This is a genomic window from Pseudomonas boreofloridensis, assembly GCF_030580795.1.
Classification (GTDB): domain Bacteria; phylum Pseudomonadota; class Gammaproteobacteria; order Pseudomonadales; family Pseudomonadaceae; genus Aquipseudomonas; species Aquipseudomonas boreofloridensis.
In genome coordinates this window covers 1-14530 of the sequence record NZ_JAUQOQ010000019.1, presented here as the reverse complement: position 1 = coordinate 14530, position 14530 = coordinate 1, and the positions used below count along the sequence as shown (strand labels likewise).

The following is a 14530-nucleotide window of genomic DNA, read 5'->3' as shown; positions in this document are numbered from 1 at the left end:
AAGGATCAGACGGGGCTGGAACGAATCTATTCCCGTCGCGGGAATAAATTTTCGCGCCCTGCGTCATACCGGCTCATTCACTGACCCGGAACGTCACCATGAACACTCCCCTGCAAGGTTCGGCCAAGGCCCTGCGCCTGGCGGCCATCGCCGCCACGGTGGCCGCGCTGGGCGCAGGTTTCGCCTATGCCGCCGGCTGGATCGGCCGCCCCGGCCTGACGCCACAGCGCATCATCGACACCTTTGAAGCCCAAGCCGGTCATCACCCCGGCTATCGCAAGAACCACGCCAAAGGCCTGTGCGTCAGCGGCTGGTTCGAAAGCAGCGGTCAGGCCCAGGCACTGTCCACGGCACGGGTGTTCAGCCAGGCGCGGGTGCCGGTGATCGGGCGCTTCGCCATCGGCGGCGCCAACCCCTACAGCCCCGACGCCGGCGTGCCGACGCGCAGCCTGGCGGTGCAGTTCAGCAGCGATGATGGCCAGGTGTGGCGAACCGGCATGAACAACCCGCCAGTACTGGCGGTCAGCGATCCACAGGGGTTCTACGACCTGGTGCTGGCCAGCGGTCCGGCACCCGGCACCGGCAAGCCGGACCCGGCCAAGCTCCAGGCGTTCTTTGCCGCCCACCCGGAAAGCGCGGCATTCCGCCAATGGGCCGGCAGCGCCAAACCGAGCGACAGCTTCGCCAACACCGACTACAACAGCCTCAACGCGTTCTACCTGGTCGATGCCCAGGGCAAGCGCCAGGCCGTACGCTGGCGCATGGTCGCGCAGACGCCCTTCAGCCCACTGCCGGCAAAGGTCGAGGACAACCTCTACCTGCAGCACGACCTGCAACACCGTCTGAGCCGGGCACCGCTGCGCTGGACCTTGCGCCTGACCCTTGCCGAGCCCGGCGATGCGGTGGACGACCCGGCCAGTCAGTGGCCGGAGACACGACGCAGCGTGGACGCTGGCACCTTGGTGATCGACCAGGTCGATGCGCCCGAACAGGGTGCCTGCCGCGACCTGAATTTCGACCCGCTGATCCTGCCCGACGGCATTCAGCCCTCCGCCGACCCGATCCTGGCCGCACGCTCGGCCGCCTACTCGGAATCGTTCAACCGTCGCAGCCGGGAAACCCTCGGCGCAGGAGCCCGCCCATGAAACCCGCTGCCTTTCACCCCTTGGCGCGCACGTTGCACTGGCTCATGGCCGTGCTGATCCTGGCCATGCTGTTCATCGGTGTGAGCATGGTCGGCGACCTGTCCACCCGCCACCCGCTGCTGATCGAACTGCACAAGGCCACCGGCCTGGCGCTGTTGGTGCTGGTGGTGCTGCGTATTGCCCTGCGCCTGAGCCTGCCGCACCCACCCTTACCGGCGGATCTGCCGCCGCTTCAGCGTTTCGCTGCGGCGGCCTCGCACCTGGCGCTGTACGGCCTGATGCTGGCCATGCCGCTGCTGGGCTGGGCGATGCTCTCGGCGGGCGGCTATCCCCGGCCACTGCAACTGCCGGCCATCGCACCGCATGACCTGCAACTGTATGCCGTGCTGCGGCAGGCCCATGGCTGGGCCGGTTATCTGCTGTTCGCCACCGTCCTGGTGCATATCGCTGCAGCGCTGATGCACGCGCTGGTGCGCCGCGACGGGGTGATGCGCAGCATGTGGCCTGGGCCTTTGCGTCGCGGCGACTGACGCATGTGACGGTCGGCGTGGCTAATTCGTTCTTACTACCATTGCCGACTTTTTCACTTGCCAATGGACTGTACCGATGACAACTGCACAGGATACCGCCTCCGCTTCACCGCACAGCGCAGGGGAGACGCTCGACCTTCGACCGCTACTGCTGGCGAACATGGGTTGCACCATGGCGATGATGGCCTTCGTCGTGCTGATCGGCCCCATTGCCCGCCTGCTGGGCATGGCCACCTGGCAGGCCGGCGCGGCGGTCACCGTGTCCGGCGTGGTCTGGGTGCTGCTCGCCCGCCCCTGGGGCCGGGCAGCCGACCGCCTGGGCCGACGGCGCATCCTGTTGCTGGGCAGTGCCGGCTTCACGGTGGCCTACTGGTTGCTGTGCCTATTCATCGACAGCGCCCTGCGCCTGCTGCCCGGCGCGACCCTGGCGTTCATCGGGCTGATGCTCGCCCGGGGCTTGATCGGCGCCTTCTACGCCGCCTTGCCGGTGGGCGGCAATGCCTTGATCGCCGACCATGTCGAGCCGCAGCAGCGGGCTCGAGCCATGGCCCTGCTGGGCGCTGCCAACGCAGTCGGCCTGGTGCTCGGCCCAGCGCTCGCCGCCCTGCTCGCCCGCTACAGTCTGAGCCTGCCGTTCTTCGCCCTGTCGCTGCTGCCAGCCTGCGCCTTCGTGGTCCTGCTGCTCAAGCTCAAGCCTCGGCCGCTGCCGCACAACCACGTGTCCAGTGCGGTGCGCCTGGGCGATCCACGCTTGCGTCGCCCCTTGTTGGTGGCCTTCAGCGCGATGCTGAGCGTGACCGTGTCGCAGATCACCGTAGGGTTCTTCGCCCTCGACCGCCTGCAACTGAACAGCACCGATGCCGCCCAGGCCGCCGGTATCGCGCTGACGATGGTCGGCGTGGCGCTGATCGGCGCGCAATTGCTGCTGCGTCGTTTGCAGTGGCCGCCGCTGCGCATGATTCGTGTCGGCGCCAGCGTCAGCGCCATCGGCTTTGCGGCAGCCGCCTTGGCCAATAGCGCGCCGACCCTGTGGGCCTGCTTCTTCATCGCCGCAGGCGGCATGGGCTTCGTTTTCCCAGCGTTCTCAGCGCTGGCGGCCAACGCCATGGGGCCGAGCGAGCAAGGCGCCACGGCAGGCTCGATCAGCGCCGCGCAAGGCATGGGCGCGGTGATCGGCCCGCTGGCCGGCACGCTGGTCTACGCCCTCGATCCACGCCTGCCGTTCCTGGCCGTGGCGGCGTTGTTGCTGTTGGTCGGGCTCTGGCCAGCACCCGCTGCGCGCAGCGATTGACGCGCCAAGCGCGCGGCGGATCAGAGTGTGTTCTAATGCGCTGCCCATTATTTTTGACACCTCCGATCACTCACTTCACAAGGCGGCTATGGACACGGGGACACGACTCAAACTGGTGCGTGAACGCAACAACCTCTCCCAGCGCGAGCTGGCCCGCCGCAGTGGCCTGACCAACTCGACGATCTCGCAGATCGAACAGAACCGCGTCAGTCCTTCGGTCAGTTCCCTGAAAAAACTCCTCGAAGGCATCCCCATGAGCCTCGCCGAGTTTTTCAGCTTCGATGAGCCGGCGCGCGAAGAACGCTATGTATTTCGCGGCAGTGAACAGCCCGATCTGGGCCGCAATGGGCTGCGCATGCTGTTGGTGGGCGCCAGCGTCGAAGGCCGGCAGATGCGCATGTTGCGCGAGCTGTACGCACCGGGCGCCGATTCGGGCGAACCGATCGTGCACGCCGAAGGCGAGGAATGCGGGTTGGTGACGCGCGGGACGGTCGAGCTGTGGGTCGATGGCCAGGTCAGTGTGCTCAACGCCGGCGATGGGTACTACATTCCCACCACCCTGCCCCACAGCTTCAAGAACATCGGCCCGGACGAGGCGGAAATCATCAGCGCCAATACCCCGGCCAACTTCTGATCGATGCGGCGCCGGGCCCTGGCACACCGGGCCCGGCGCGGTCGATCAGAGGTACGTGAACACGGTCTCGGCCGGCAGGCGCGACTTGCTCAGGCCGGCGTTGAAGTCGTCTTCGCTGTGATAACCCAGCGCCAGCAGCACCACGCTGGTGAAGCCTTGTTCGCGCAGGCCCAGCTCGGCATCCAGCGCCTTGCTGTCGAAGCCCTCGATCGGCGTGGCATCCAGACCATGGGCCGCAGCGCCGAGCAAGGCGGTGCCCAGGGCCAGATAGGTTTGCTTCTCCATCCAGTGCTGCTCGTCCTTGAGGTCGTAGCGGTGCAGGTTCACGTAGCCACGGCGGGTCTGGTCCTGACCGACACGCGCCTGGTCATCGCGGAAACGACCATCGGCAGCCTCTTGGTCCAGCACGGCGTTCAGATGCGCTTCGCTCATCGAGGTGCGGGTGGCGAACACGATCACGTGCGAGGCGTTGAGAATCTTCCCGGTGTTGTAGCCAAACGCCTCAGTGGCCTTGGCCAGGCGCGCCTTGCCTTCGGCGCTGCCGGCGACGATGAAGTGCCAGGGTTGTGAGTTGACCGAAGACGGGCTATGGCGCAGTTGTTCGAGCAAGGCATCGAGGGTGGCCTGGGGGATGATGCGGCTGGCGTCATAGGCCTTGGTGGTGTAGCGGCGCTTGGCCAGGGTGACGGTATCCATCGGTACGGCTCCAGTCTGGGAGAGTGATGGTGTGTATCTTATCTTTTCTGTCAGCCAGAAAAACCGGCAGAATGCAGCAACACTTTCATCACTGGAGTGAAAATGCTGCGCCTCGACGACCTCCATCTGTTCATTCGCTCCAGCGTGCTCGGCAGTTTCACCGCGGCCGCCCAGGAGGCGGGTGTGCTGCCTGGCCAGGTGGCGGCGGCGATCAAGCGCCTGGAGCGCGAACTGGACGTGCGTCTGTTCGCGCGCACCACCCGCAGCCTGCGCCTGACTGCCGAGGGCGAGCTGTACCTGCCGACCGCGCACAGCGTGCTGGAAACCCTGCGCCAGGGCCGCGAAAGCCTGCATGGCGACCACAGCGAACTGCGCGGGGTGCTGCAGGTGTCGGCGCCCTCGGACGTCGGGCGCAACCTGCTGCTGCCCTGGCTCAGCGCCTTTCGCCGCGAGCACCCAGCCCTGAACCTGCGCTTCTTTCTCTCCGATGAACTGGCCGACTTTTTCCGCGACCCGGTGGATGTCGGTATCCGCTACGGCGTCGAGGAAGACGCCAACTACATCGCCCTGCCGCTGGTGCCGTGGAATCGCCGGGTGGTGGTGGCCTCGCCAGCCTACCTGGCGCGGCGCGGCCGCCCGCACACCCCGGAGGACCTCAAGCGCCACGACTGCCTGCTGTACCTGCAGCAGTCGCGGGTGTTCGATCGGTGGCAGTTGGGCGAGCAGACCGTGCAGGTCAGTGGGCCGCTGTTCTGTGACGATGCCGACGTGGTCCGGCGCTGGGCGGTGGCCGGCGAAGGCATCGCCTTCAAGTCCTGGCTGGATGTCAGTGCCAATGTGGCGGCTGGCGAACTCGACGTGCTGATGCCGGACTTTCCGGGGGATCTGCGGCCGCTGGTGCTGGTCTGCCCCCACCGCAAGCAGTTGTCTGCGGCAGTGACGAGGCTGCACCAGTGGCTCTATGACAGGTTCGCGCAGATGCGCCCGTGCAACGCAGATCAGCGCAGCAACGGATAGACCCGGACGTAGTCGACGTCGAAGTCGGTCTGTGCGGTGTGCCGGTCGCCGTAGCCGGCTTGCGGGGCATCGGCTCGCGCAATGTCCGAACTCAACCTGATAGCCTGCGGGGTGCGTGAAATAGGCACGTTGGCGGAAACGCGCTGGCTCAGTTGACCGTCGACGTAGAACTCATAGCGGTCCGGGGCCCACAACAGGCCGAAGGTGTGAAACTCACCGTCTGCCAGGGTCGGGAGTTGGTCGAGGTGCGACCAGGCCTTATGTTCGGCGCCGTAGCCATCCCACTGCAGCGCATGCGCGTACTGACTCTGCTCGACGTCGGAAAGATGCTCGAAGACACCCATCTCTACGCCGGATTTCTCGGCCTCACCGATCACGCTGCCCATCGTTGGCGATTGCACCGAGAACGCCACCCTCACGCCCGGGGCGTGCTTGAACCTCACCGCTGCCTCCCAGTAGCCGTAAGTGGCCATGAACTCGTCTTGGGTGCTGATCATGCCGCAGTGGTGTCGGACCTCGCCGTCGGCGTGTGTCAGCGAATAGGTGCGGATGGTCAAGTAGCCGCTGTCAACGGTCACCGCCGAAGGCTCGTTGATGCACTGGTCTTTTCGGCCTGGCACGCGCTGACTCCAACGCTGCGCGTCCAGTTCGACACCCTCGAAATCTTCGACGAAGATCGGTGTCGGCGACACGCCCGGTGGGACGAAATAATCCTGGGCCGATCCAACGTCCAGATGCAGGACGAAGGCTGCACCAACGCCTAGCGAAACGAGCTTTTTCATGCGATTCCCCTGACTGCCTTGAAGATGCAAGGCCGTAGCGGAAATCTATGTACCGGACCGAGGCGTTGGAAACTGACAGAATTACCAGATGACAGCCCGTACAAAATCTGCAAAGGCCCACAGGTCGCCGCGCTGCACAGGCGTTCTAAGCGCCGCCCTCGGCGCTGAGTTACGCTAGTTCACCACGCCTCCGGACAGCCACAGCCATGAGCAACTGGATCGACCTCAAGCAGGACGCCGACACGGGCATCGAGTCGGTCCGCGCGCATTTCACCGGCCACGCCTACGACCCGCACTGGCACGACAGTTTTCTGGTGGGCGTCACCGAACAAGGCGTGCAACAGTTCAACTGCCGCCGGGTGCGGCACTGCAGCACACCGGGACAGGTGTTCCTGCTCGAACCCGGTGATCTGCATGACGGCGAGGCGCCCACGCACGAGGGGTTCACCTACTGCACCTTGTACCTGGACGGCCATTGGCTGGAAAACCAGGTGCATGCGCTGTTCGACAGCACACCGGCCGGGTGCCTGCCCTCGTTTGCCGACACTCTGTGCACCGACCCGCGCCTGGCCGGGGCGACCAGCCGCGCCTTTCAGGCCCTGCACGGCGGGGAACTGCGCATCGTGCGCCAGACTGCCCTGGACGATCTACTGGCCTGCCTGACGCGCCACCTGCACTGGCGCAAGCGGCTCAACCCCGACCCACGGTTGCCGCTGAGCGCCCAGCGCGCGCGGGACTACCTGCACGCTCATATGGACAGCGACGTCGGCCTGAGCGACCTGGCGCAGGCCTGTGGTGTCGACCGCTTCCGCCTGACGCGCGCGTTCAAGGCGGCGTTCGGCCTGGCCCCGCACGCCTACCTGATCCAGTTGCGCCTGACCCGCGCCCGGCGCCTGCTGGCCCGAGGCGACACGCCCAGCGAGGTGGCCATGGCCTTGGGCTTCGCCGACCAGAGCCACCTGGGGCGCTGGTTCCGCCGCGCCTACCGGCTGACCCCGGCCGACTACCGCCGACGCTGCTCAAACCTTCCAGACTGAACCGCGCTCACCCTGCACCCTGGCGACTGGTCTTTCTGGAGTTCACTCATGTCGCCCTCGTTGCTGCCTTTCATACTCTTCGCCCTGGTCGCCAGCATCAGCCCTGGCCCGACCAACCTGTTGATCCTCGCCCACGGCGCGCAACATGGCCTGCGCGCCAGCCTGGCACCGATCGTCTCGGCCTGTGCGGCGGCGGCCGGTATCGTCTGGCTGGTCGGGCTGGGCTTGGGTGAGGTGCTGCTGCGTCATCCACTGGCGCAGCACGTGATGAGTGGGGGCGGTGCGCTGTGGCTGAGTCTGCTGGCCTGGCAGTTGTTTCGCGCTGCCGGCGAGCCGGTTCGGGCTTCGACTACCCGGCGCTTCGGCGCGGGCAGCGCGGCATCGCTGCAACTGGTCAATCCCAAGGTCTGGCTGATGGCGGTGGCGGTGATCGGGGTGTTCGCCGCACCGCAGTGGCCGGTATGGCAATTGGCGCTGGTGTTTCTGCTGGTCGCCCTGCCCTGCATGGGCGCCTGGGCGCTGCTCGGCGTTGGCAGCGCCCGCTGGCTGGGTGCAGCGCCGCAATGGCGGCGGTTCAACCAGCTGCTGGCGCTCGTGCTGCTGGTGTCGGCGTGGTCGGCACTACTGAGCGGAGCCTGACGCCGCCGTAGGCGCCGCCAAGGCCTGGCGAAACCGCTGGGCGCTGGTCACCGCGATCACCAGGCCGATCAACGCCACCGCGCCGCCGGTCAGGCCGATATAGGCCACGCCCACTTGGCTGCTGACGATGCTGCCCAGCAGTGCGCCGCCGCCGATACCGATGTTGTAGATCCCGGAGAACAGCGCCATGGCCACATCGGTGGCATCGGACGCCAGTTTCAGCGTCTTCGATTGCAGCGCCAGACTGAAACTGAGAATCGCCACACCCCAGAACATGCTGAGCACGGCGAACGCCGTGAAGCTGCCGGCCAGCGGCAGCAACAACAGCAGGCACAGCGCCAGGCAGGCGATCGAACCCAGCAGGAAGCCCTGGGGGAAGCGATCGCTGTAGCGGCTGAACAGCACCGAGCCGAACACACCGGCGCCGCCGAACAGCAGCAGGACCAGCGTGGTGTGGTCGCCACTGATCTGCGCCACGTGCAGGGCGAACGGCTCGATGTAGCTGTAGGCGGTGAACTGCGCGGTGATCACCAAGGTGACCAGCAGGTAGGTGATGACCAGTGCCGGACGCCGGAACAGGACAGGTAAGCTGCGCAACGAGCCGGAGTTCTGGCTCGGCAGCAGCGGCAGCGACTTCATCAGGCACAACATGGTGGCCAGGGCCACGCCGGCGATGCTGAGGAAGGTCACGCGCCAACCCAGCGCTTCGCCTACCACCCGCCCCAGTGGAATGCCCAGCACCATGGCCAGAGTCGTACCGGTCGCCAGCAGCCCGAGCGCTTTGGCCTGCTTGCCGGCCGGCGCCACACGCACCGCCAGCGAGGCGGTGATGGCCCAGAACACGGCATGCGACAGGGCAATGCCGATGCGGCTCAGCAACAGCATGGCAAAACTCTGCGCCAGCCATGACATCAAGTGGCTGACGATGAACACCAGGAACACCAGCAGCAGCAGGCGCCGCCGTTCGATGTTGCGGGTGAGCAGCATCAGCGGCAACGAGGCCAGGGCCACCACCCAGGCATAGATGGTCAACATCAAGCCGACCTGCGCGGTGGTCATGTCGAAGCTGCGGCCGATGTCACTGAGCAGTGCCACCGGAACGAACTCGGTGGTGTTGAAGATGAAGGCCGCCAGCGCCAGCGCGATCACGCTCAGCCAGCTGCCGCCGCCTGCTGGAGCAGGCAGGGATTCGGGTAGGGGTGCATTCATGGAGGCCACTGCATTCTCCGCAGGCAAAGCGATAGGACGCACAGCGCCGCCCGAGGTTCAGGGCGGCGGCTGCACGGTTTTTCTTGTTAGGGGGAATGACGGCCATGGTACGCGGCGTGGCCAGGCGCCACAACCGCGGGAGTCTACTGCGGCGCCACACAGGGCAGTGGCGTAGCGCCGAAGGCCGGTCGGACAGCCCGGATCAGGCGTGCAACGTGGCCATGTCGATCACGAAGCGGTACTTCACGTCACCCTTGTGCATGCGCTCGAAGGCTTCGTTGATGTTGCGGATGTCGAGCATCTCGATGTCGCAGGTAATGCCGTGCTCGGCGCAGAAATCCAGCACTTCCTGGGTTTCGGCGATGCCGCCGATCAAGGAACCTGCGACCACGCGACGCTTGAGCACCAGGTTGGCCGCGTGCACCGGCGGGTCGATCGGCTCGATCAGCCCGACCAGGATGTGCACGCCGTCGAACTTCAGGGTTTCCAGGTAGGGGTTGAGGTCATGCTGCACCGGAATGGTGTCGAGCAGGAAGTCGAAACGCCCGGCTGCCGCGCACATCTGCGCCTCGTCGGTGGACACGATCACCTGGTCGGCACCCTGACGACGCGCCTCTTCGGCCTTGGCCTGGGAACGGGTGAACACGGTGACTTCAGCGCCCAGGGCCTTGGCGAACTTGATGCCCATGTGGCCCAGACCGCCCATGCCCAGCACACCCACTTTGTGGCCAGGGCCGACGCCGTGGTGCTTGAGCGGCGAATAGGTGGTGATGCCAGCGCAGAGGAACGGTGCTGCGCTCGGCAGGTCGAGGCCCTGTGGCATGCGCAGGACGAAGTGCTCGCTGACCACGATGCTGCTGGAGTAGCCGCCCATGGTGTTGCTGCCGTCCACGCGGTCGGGCGTGGCGTAGGTCATGGTCGGGCCTTCAAGGCAATACTGTTCGAGATCCTTGTGGCACGCTTCGCACTGACGGCAAGAGTCGACCATGCAGCCGACGCCGACCAGATCGCCGACTTGATAGTTGCCCACTTTGTCGCCCACCGCCGTGACGCGGCCGACGATTTCATGGCCCGGCATCAGCGGATACACAGCGATACCCCACTCGTTGCGGGCCTGGTGCAGGTCGGAGTGACACACGCCGCAGTAAAGGATGTCGATGGCGACGTCGTCGGCGCGCAGGGCGCGGCGTTGGAAGGTCATGGGCGCCAAGGGCGCAGTGGAGGATTGGGCGGCGTAGCCGATGGCGGTGTACATGCTCTGGACCTCGCAGATTGAAACGATTCAGGCGTGCCATTTTGCGCACCTCAGACCGCGCGGGCCACGGTCGATCCTCCGGGATTCGTGCCTGATTCTCCGAACCTGCTCACCGCGATCTGGCGCTAGACTGTCAATCTGCGATCATCCAACTGTCTGATCCTCTGCCTGCGGTTTGCCATGCACCTGACCCACCACGTTGATGCCAATGCGCCCCTGTGCGCACTGATTCGCGCCCTCGCCTCGCGCCCCGGCTTCGTTGCCACCCACTTGCCGCAGGTGCAGGTCCTGTCCTGGGACCATTACGTGGCCAGCAGCCCGCAGATCTACGAGCCAAGCCTGATCATCCTCGCCCAGGGCAGCAAGCTGGCGCGCCTGGGCCCGCGCACGCTGGAATACGGCGCAGGGCATTACCTGATCCAGGCGCTGTCGGTGCCGTTCATGTGCGAGACCTTCGCCACCGCGCAGGCGCCGATGCTCGGCGTGGCGGTGGACATCGACCGCGCGGTGCTTGGCGAACTGGTGCAAAGCATGGCGCTGCCGCCGGATCCGGCGGTGCAGGTGCAGACGCCACAGTCGATGAGCTCGGCGGCATTGGACGCCGCCATGCGCGCCAGCGTGGAGCGCCTGCTCGAATGCCTGCAAGACCCGATGGATGCCAAGGTGCTGGGCCCGACCCGGGTGCGCGAAGTGCTCTATACCGCCCTGCGCGGTCCCCAGGCGGGCGTGCTGAGGGCGCTGGTGGAACAGCAGGGCCATTTCGCCCGCATCGGCTCGGCGCTGGCCTACCTGCGTGAACATTATGCCGAGCCCTTGAGCGTGGAGGCGCTGGCCAGCCGCGCCAACATGAGCGTGTCGACCTTCCACGACCACTTCAAGCGCTGCACGGAGCTTGCACCGATGCAGTACCTCAAGCGCCTGCGCCTGCTCAAGGCGCAGCAGATGCTGATCGGCGAGCGCCTGGGCGTGGCCCAGGTGGCGCATCGTGTGGGCTACCAGAGCACCTCGCAGTTCAGCCGCGAGTACAAGCGCCAGTTCGCCCGCAGCCCGGGCGATGAACTGCCTTATCAGAGTCTGCCGGTGTAACGACCCTGGTCATTTCTGGCGAAGCACCATCGCGCTGATCGCCGCACTCAGTTCCTCCTTCGCCAGCCCCGGCTCGACCTCTGCGCTGGCCGCTGCCTGAGCCAAGGCATCGCCGGCTCCGACCAGCAGGCGCAGGCCCGCAACGCCAATATCGCCAGTCGGCGCGAACGGCGCCAGCGCCTGGCGGCACTTGTCCAGAAAAGGATCTTCATAGCCGCGCTTGAGCGCCTCCAACTCGGGTGAGCCGGCGAGTGCCGCCACCACCCCGGGCATCTCCTGGCCCTGGGTCATCACACAATCGACGTAGGCGGCGGCAATCACTGCCGCACGCGCTTGGAGCGTCGCTTCACAGTCGGCCAGCAGCCTGTCGAGCAGCGCACTCTGACGCGTGTCGTACTCCTCGTAGAGCGCGACCAGCAAGCCGTTTCGGGTATCGAAGTGGTCGTACACCACCGGTTTCGTAACGCCCGCCAGTTCAGCCAATCGCCCCAGACTCAGGGCGTCGGTGCCTTCCTCTCGAACCATCTGCCACGCCACGGCTATCAGTTGGCGTCGGCGTTCGGAGCGGCTCAATCGCTTGCGCGGGCGAGCCTGTTCTTCGCTTGACATCGATTACCTACCAAAAGTAACTTACCAATCGTAACTTAACGAGTGTACCGCACTCGCCCTCGTTCTTCATCCGTTCAGGAATTCTGCCATGCACGCTCTGATCGTCGTCGCTCATCCAGAACCCGACGCGCTGACCCACACCCTCGCCCGACAGGTCGCCGAGGGCCTGACCTACGCAGGTCACAGCAGCGAGATCGCCGATCTCGCCGCCGAACGCTTCGATCCTCGTTTCACCCCCGCCGACCTGGCCGTACATCGTCGCCTGGGCCCACCCAGCGCTGCAGTGGTCGCCGAGCAACGGCGCATCGAAGGCGCGGACGCCTTGGTACTGGTGTACCCGGTCTACTGGTGGTCGTTTCCGGCCTTGCTCAAGGGCTGGATCGACCGTGTGTTCAGCAACGGCTGGGCCTTCGACTACGATGCCGAGGGCAGAACCACCAAGCGACTCGGGCACCTCAACGTGCATCTGCTCGCCCTCGGTGGCGCCGATCAGGGCCTGTTCGCGCGGCACGGCTATGACCGCGCCATGCGCACGCAAATCGAGCACGGCATCTTCGACTGGTGCGGCGCGCAGGTCTCGACTTCGCTGCTGCTCGATGACAGTGAAGGCCCCGAGGCCGCGCGGCATCAGCAGCAGGCCCATCAGTTGGGTCGCTCGCTGTTCGACCTCGGGGCTCAAGCGCCGCTCAGCGGCCATTCGGCCAGCGGCAGATAGCGCCCTTTGCGCGACTCGTACAAGCCGAACTGGCGTACATTGAGGTGGAAGTCGGGCGCGACGCCTGCTTCGGGCGGCTCGCCTGGGTAGTCGCGGGAAAGGGTCAGGTGTGCACGGTAATCGCGGGCCTGGTCGGCGATGCCCAGCGGCAGCAATGCCTGGTGCAGGGCGTAGACCCATTGGCGCAGTGCAACGGGCGTGTCACTCGGCTCGAGTACCAGCACGCTTGGGCGTCGCCAGGTCTGGAGGCGGTCGAGCAGTAGACGCACAGGCGCTGCCGGGCGTTTCAGACCGTCGACCACCGCGCACAGTGCCGGCACCTGGGCGGCCGGTACATCGCCCAAAAACAGCAGCGTGACATGGAAGTTCTCAACGGGCACCGGTTTACCGGCCCGCAGTCCGAGCGCACGCCGCCATTGGGCTATGGCACGGCGTTGCGGCTCAGCCAAGGAGAATGCGAAAAACAGTCGTTTGAAGGGCTCGCCCCCCGACCGGATATCCTGAATCATTGACAATGGCCTCCTGGCTCGAAGCGCTTCGGCTGACTAACAGGGAGAAACGCGCGAGGTTGAATCGTTTGCGCTGACAGTGGCGAATCGTGCCAGGCAGCCACGTCACGCAACAACAATAGGTACAAACCGTCTGCACGATTGTTTATGCTGGCAGGCTACGGCCATGGCGCATGGCCATTTTTATTCGACAAGTAACCGTCCATGAAAATTGCTCTCGTACTGATCTTCGTCCTCTCGATCGCCTATGTTCACTTGCGCGGCCGGGTCCGTCACAAGCTGACCCGTCAGTTGGGCGATCACTCCAGCTTCCTGGCGCCGGTGAACAGCTTTCTCTACCTGTTCTCCAAGCTACCAGCCAAGCCCTATTTGCCGGTCGAGTCGTTCCCGGAACTGCAACCGTTGAAGGACCACTGGCAGGAAATCCGTGAAGAGGCGGTGCAACTGCTGCAGGCGGGGGAGATCAAGAAGTCCGATAACTATGACGATGTTGGCTTCAATTCGTTCTTCAAGACGGGCTGGAAGCGCTTTTACTTGAAGTGGTATGGCGAAAGTCATCCGTCGGCGATGAGTCTGTGCCCGCGTACTACCGAGTTGCTGCAAGGCATCGGCACGGTGAAGGCAGCGATGTTCGCCACCCTGCCCCCTGGGGCCAAGCTGGTGCGTCATCGCGATCCTTATGCGGGGTCGTACCGTTATCACCTGGGGCTGCAAACGCCTAACGACGATGGCTGTTACATCGACGTCGACGGGGAGAAGTATTCCTGGCGCGATGGTGAGGCGGTGGTGTTCGACGAGACCTATATCCACTATGCGGCCAATACCACCGAACAGAATCGGATCATTCTGTTCTGTGATGTGGAGCGGCCTCTGAAGTATCGCTGGGCCGGCGCGTTCAACCGGTGGTTCAGTCGTAATGTCATGGCGGCGGCGGCGGCGCCTAATGATGCGAATGACAAGACTGGGGGGATCAACCGGCTCTTTACTCGGATTTACAGGATTCGGGAGCGGGGGAAGGCGCTGAAGAAGCGGAATCGGACGCGGTATTACCTGGAGAAGTGGGCGGTGGTGGCTGGGTTGGTTTTGGTGTTTATTTATATTTGACTTGTTGGGGGATTGGGGGACTGGGGGATTATCCGGATTTTGGGGTGATGCTTAGTCACCTTTTCGCCCTTACGGCGACCCTCTTTTTTTCTTGGAAAAAAGAGGGGCAAAAACCGCTTGCTCCCGCATACGGCCCCTGCGCTGCGCGCAGGGGTTCCCTCGCGCCGGCGTCGCTCCGGGAGGACCGCGCTTAGGGGCCGTCCTGGCCCCAAGCGCTTGACGGGCATCCATGCCCGTCACCTCCCTGCGCAACGCCTATGCTCGGCCTCCTG

At 65.2% G+C, this 14530-nt stretch carries 16 protein-coding genes; 10 read left to right on the top strand and 6 right to left on the bottom strand.

Translation table 11 applies throughout. From position 1 onward, the window contains the following. The first annotated feature begins 98 nt into the window (after positions 1-98). The 4 genes from Q6A47_RS19325 (at position 99) to Q6A47_RS19310 (ending at position 3600) form a co-directional block, all read left to right on the top strand. The gene (locus Q6A47_RS19325; RefSeq protein ID WP_304485101.1) at positions 99-1145 is read left to right on the top strand and encodes a catalase family peroxidase; all 1047 of its coding nucleotides are present in this window, start codon (positions 99-101) and stop codon (positions 1143-1145) included. Next, positions 1142-1675 (top strand): cytochrome b, encoded by a 534-nt coding sequence (locus tag Q6A47_RS19320; RefSeq protein ID WP_039577434.1) that lies wholly within the window; start codon positions 1142-1144, stop codon positions 1673-1675. Before Q6A47_RS19325 ends, Q6A47_RS19320 begins: the two co-directional genes overlap by 4 nt. Before the next feature lie 76 nt (positions 1676-1751). Beyond that, positions 1752-2966 (top strand): MFS transporter, encoded by a 1215-nt coding sequence (locus Q6A47_RS19315; RefSeq protein WP_304485100.1) that lies wholly within the window; start codon positions 1752-1754, stop codon positions 2964-2966. Positions 2967-3054: 88 nt separating this feature from the next. Further along, positions 3055-3600, top strand: a complete 546-nt coding sequence (locus Q6A47_RS19310) for a cupin domain-containing protein (protein WP_039577429.1) — start codon at positions 3055-3057, stop codon at positions 3598-3600. Positions 3601-3645: 45 nt separating this feature from the next. On the opposite strand, the gene nfsB is transcribed toward Q6A47_RS19310, so the two are convergent. Further along, the gene (nfsB, locus tag Q6A47_RS19305; RefSeq protein WP_116888110.1) at positions 3646-4296 is read right to left on the bottom strand and encodes an oxygen-insensitive NAD(P)H nitroreductase; all 651 of its coding nucleotides are present in this window, start codon (positions 4294-4296) and stop codon (positions 3646-3648) included. Between the two features lie 102 nt (positions 4297-4398). On the opposite strand from nfsB, the gene Q6A47_RS19300 reads away from it, so the two are divergent. Next, positions 4399-5313, top strand: coding sequence for a LysR family transcriptional regulator (locus Q6A47_RS19300; RefSeq protein WP_039577423.1), 915 nt, complete (start codon positions 4399-4401; stop codon positions 5311-5313). Here Q6A47_RS19300 and Q6A47_RS19295 read toward each other — a convergent pair. After that, entirely contained in the window at positions 5295-6095 is an 801-nt protein-coding gene (locus tag Q6A47_RS19295; protein WP_304485099.1) for a glycoside hydrolase family 16 protein, read from the bottom strand. The genes Q6A47_RS19300 and Q6A47_RS19295 overlap by 19 nt on opposite strands. Positions 6096-6301: 206 nt before the next feature. On the opposite strand from Q6A47_RS19295, the gene Q6A47_RS19290 reads away from it, so the two are divergent. Both Q6A47_RS19290 and Q6A47_RS19285 read left to right on the top strand, forming a co-directional pair. Then, entirely contained in the window at positions 6302-7132 is an 831-nt protein-coding gene (locus Q6A47_RS19290; RefSeq protein WP_304485098.1) for an AraC family transcriptional regulator, read from the top strand. A gap of 48 nt (positions 7133-7180) precedes the next feature. After that, the gene (locus tag Q6A47_RS19285) at positions 7181-7771 is read left to right on the top strand and encodes a LysE family translocator (RefSeq protein WP_304485097.1); all 591 of its coding nucleotides are present in this window, start codon (positions 7181-7183) and stop codon (positions 7769-7771) included. On the opposite strand, the gene Q6A47_RS19280 is transcribed toward Q6A47_RS19285, so the two are convergent. Both Q6A47_RS19280 and Q6A47_RS19275 read right to left on the bottom strand, forming a co-directional pair. Next, the gene (locus tag Q6A47_RS19280; protein ID WP_295485319.1) at positions 7754-8980 is read right to left on the bottom strand and encodes a sugar transporter; all 1227 of its coding nucleotides are present in this window, start codon (positions 8978-8980) and stop codon (positions 7754-7756) included. The genes Q6A47_RS19285 and Q6A47_RS19280 overlap by 18 nt on opposite strands. Positions 8981-9182: 202 nt before the next feature. Then, positions 9183-10235 (bottom strand): NAD(P)-dependent alcohol dehydrogenase, encoded by a 1053-nt coding sequence (locus tag Q6A47_RS19275; RefSeq protein WP_304485096.1) that lies wholly within the window; start codon positions 10233-10235, stop codon positions 9183-9185. Positions 10236-10415: 180 nt separating this feature from the next. Here Q6A47_RS19275 and Q6A47_RS19270 point away from each other — a divergent pair, with 180 nt between their 5' ends. After that, positions 10416-11321 (top strand): AraC family transcriptional regulator, encoded by a 906-nt coding sequence (locus tag Q6A47_RS19270; protein WP_039577408.1) that lies wholly within the window; start codon positions 10416-10418, stop codon positions 11319-11321. 9 nt (positions 11322-11330) lie between these two features. Here the strand turns inward: Q6A47_RS19270 and Q6A47_RS19265 are convergent, their stop codons facing one another. After that, entirely contained in the window at positions 11331-11930 is a 600-nt protein-coding gene (locus Q6A47_RS19265) for a TetR/AcrR family transcriptional regulator (protein ID WP_039577405.1), read from the bottom strand. A gap of 88 nt (positions 11931-12018) precedes the next feature. On the opposite strand from Q6A47_RS19265, the gene Q6A47_RS19260 reads away from it, so the two are divergent. Further along, positions 12019-12645, top strand: a complete 627-nt coding sequence (locus Q6A47_RS19260) for an NAD(P)H-dependent oxidoreductase (protein ID WP_029614358.1) — start codon at positions 12019-12021, stop codon at positions 12643-12645. Here Q6A47_RS19260 and thpR read toward each other — a convergent pair. After that, on the bottom strand, positions 12606-13154 hold the full coding sequence (gene thpR / locus Q6A47_RS19255) for an RNA 2',3'-cyclic phosphodiesterase (protein ID WP_304485095.1): 549 nt from the start codon (positions 13152-13154) through the stop codon (positions 12606-12608). The two genes, Q6A47_RS19260 and thpR, sit on opposite strands and share 40 nt — an antisense overlap. Before the next feature lie 204 nt (positions 13155-13358). Between thpR and lpxO the strand changes: the two genes are divergently transcribed. Then, positions 13359-14258: a lipid A hydroxylase LpxO gene (gene lpxO, locus Q6A47_RS19250; RefSeq protein WP_029614357.1), complete on the top strand. Its 900-nt coding sequence runs from the start codon at positions 13359-13361 to the stop codon at positions 14256-14258. The last annotated feature ends 272 nt before the right edge of the window (positions 14259-14530 follow it).

Excerpts from the sequence above, each read along its gene's own strand:
- Q6A47_RS19325 (WP_304485101.1), top strand. The coding sequence starts at position 99 with ATGAACACTCCCCTGCAAGGTTCGGCCAAGGCCCTGCGCCTGGCGGCC.
- Q6A47_RS19320 (WP_039577434.1), top strand. The coding sequence starts at position 1,142 with ATGAAACCCGCTGCCTTTCACCCCTTGGCGCGCACGTTGCACTGGCTC.
- Q6A47_RS19315 (WP_304485100.1), top strand. The coding sequence starts at position 1,752 with ATGACAACTGCACAGGATACCGCCTCCGCTTCACCGCACAGCGCAGGG.
- Q6A47_RS19310 (WP_039577429.1), top strand. The coding sequence starts at position 3,055 with ATGGACACGGGGACACGACTCAAACTGGTGCGTGAACGCAACAACCTC.
- nfsB (WP_116888110.1), bottom strand. The coding sequence starts at position 4,296 with ATGGATACCGTCACCCTGGCCAAGCGCCGCTACACCACCAAGGCCTAT.
- Q6A47_RS19300 (WP_039577423.1), top strand. The coding sequence starts at position 4,399 with ATGCTGCGCCTCGACGACCTCCATCTGTTCATTCGCTCCAGCGTGCTC.
- Q6A47_RS19295 (WP_304485099.1), bottom strand. The coding sequence starts at position 6,095 with ATGAAAAAGCTCGTTTCGCTAGGCGTTGGTGCAGCCTTCGTCCTGCAT.
- Q6A47_RS19290 (WP_304485098.1), top strand. The coding sequence starts at position 6,302 with ATGAGCAACTGGATCGACCTCAAGCAGGACGCCGACACGGGCATCGAG.
- Q6A47_RS19285 (WP_304485097.1), top strand. The coding sequence starts at position 7,181 with ATGTCGCCCTCGTTGCTGCCTTTCATACTCTTCGCCCTGGTCGCCAGC.
- Q6A47_RS19280 (WP_295485319.1), bottom strand. The coding sequence starts at position 8,980 with ATGAATGCACCCCTACCCGAATCCCTGCCTGCTCCAGCAGGCGGCGGC.
- Q6A47_RS19275 (WP_304485096.1), bottom strand. The coding sequence starts at position 10,235 with ATGTACACCGCCATCGGCTACGCCGCCCAATCCTCCACTGCGCCCTTG.
- Q6A47_RS19270 (WP_039577408.1), top strand. The coding sequence starts at position 10,416 with ATGCACCTGACCCACCACGTTGATGCCAATGCGCCCCTGTGCGCACTG.
- Q6A47_RS19265 (WP_039577405.1), bottom strand. The coding sequence starts at position 11,930 with ATGTCAAGCGAAGAACAGGCTCGCCCGCGCAAGCGATTGAGCCGCTCC.
- Q6A47_RS19260 (WP_029614358.1), top strand. The coding sequence starts at position 12,019 with ATGCACGCTCTGATCGTCGTCGCTCATCCAGAACCCGACGCGCTGACC.
- thpR (WP_304485095.1), bottom strand. The coding sequence starts at position 13,154 with ATGATTCAGGATATCCGGTCGGGGGGCGAGCCCTTCAAACGACTGTTT.
- lpxO (WP_029614357.1), top strand. The coding sequence starts at position 13,359 with ATGAAAATTGCTCTCGTACTGATCTTCGTCCTCTCGATCGCCTATGTT.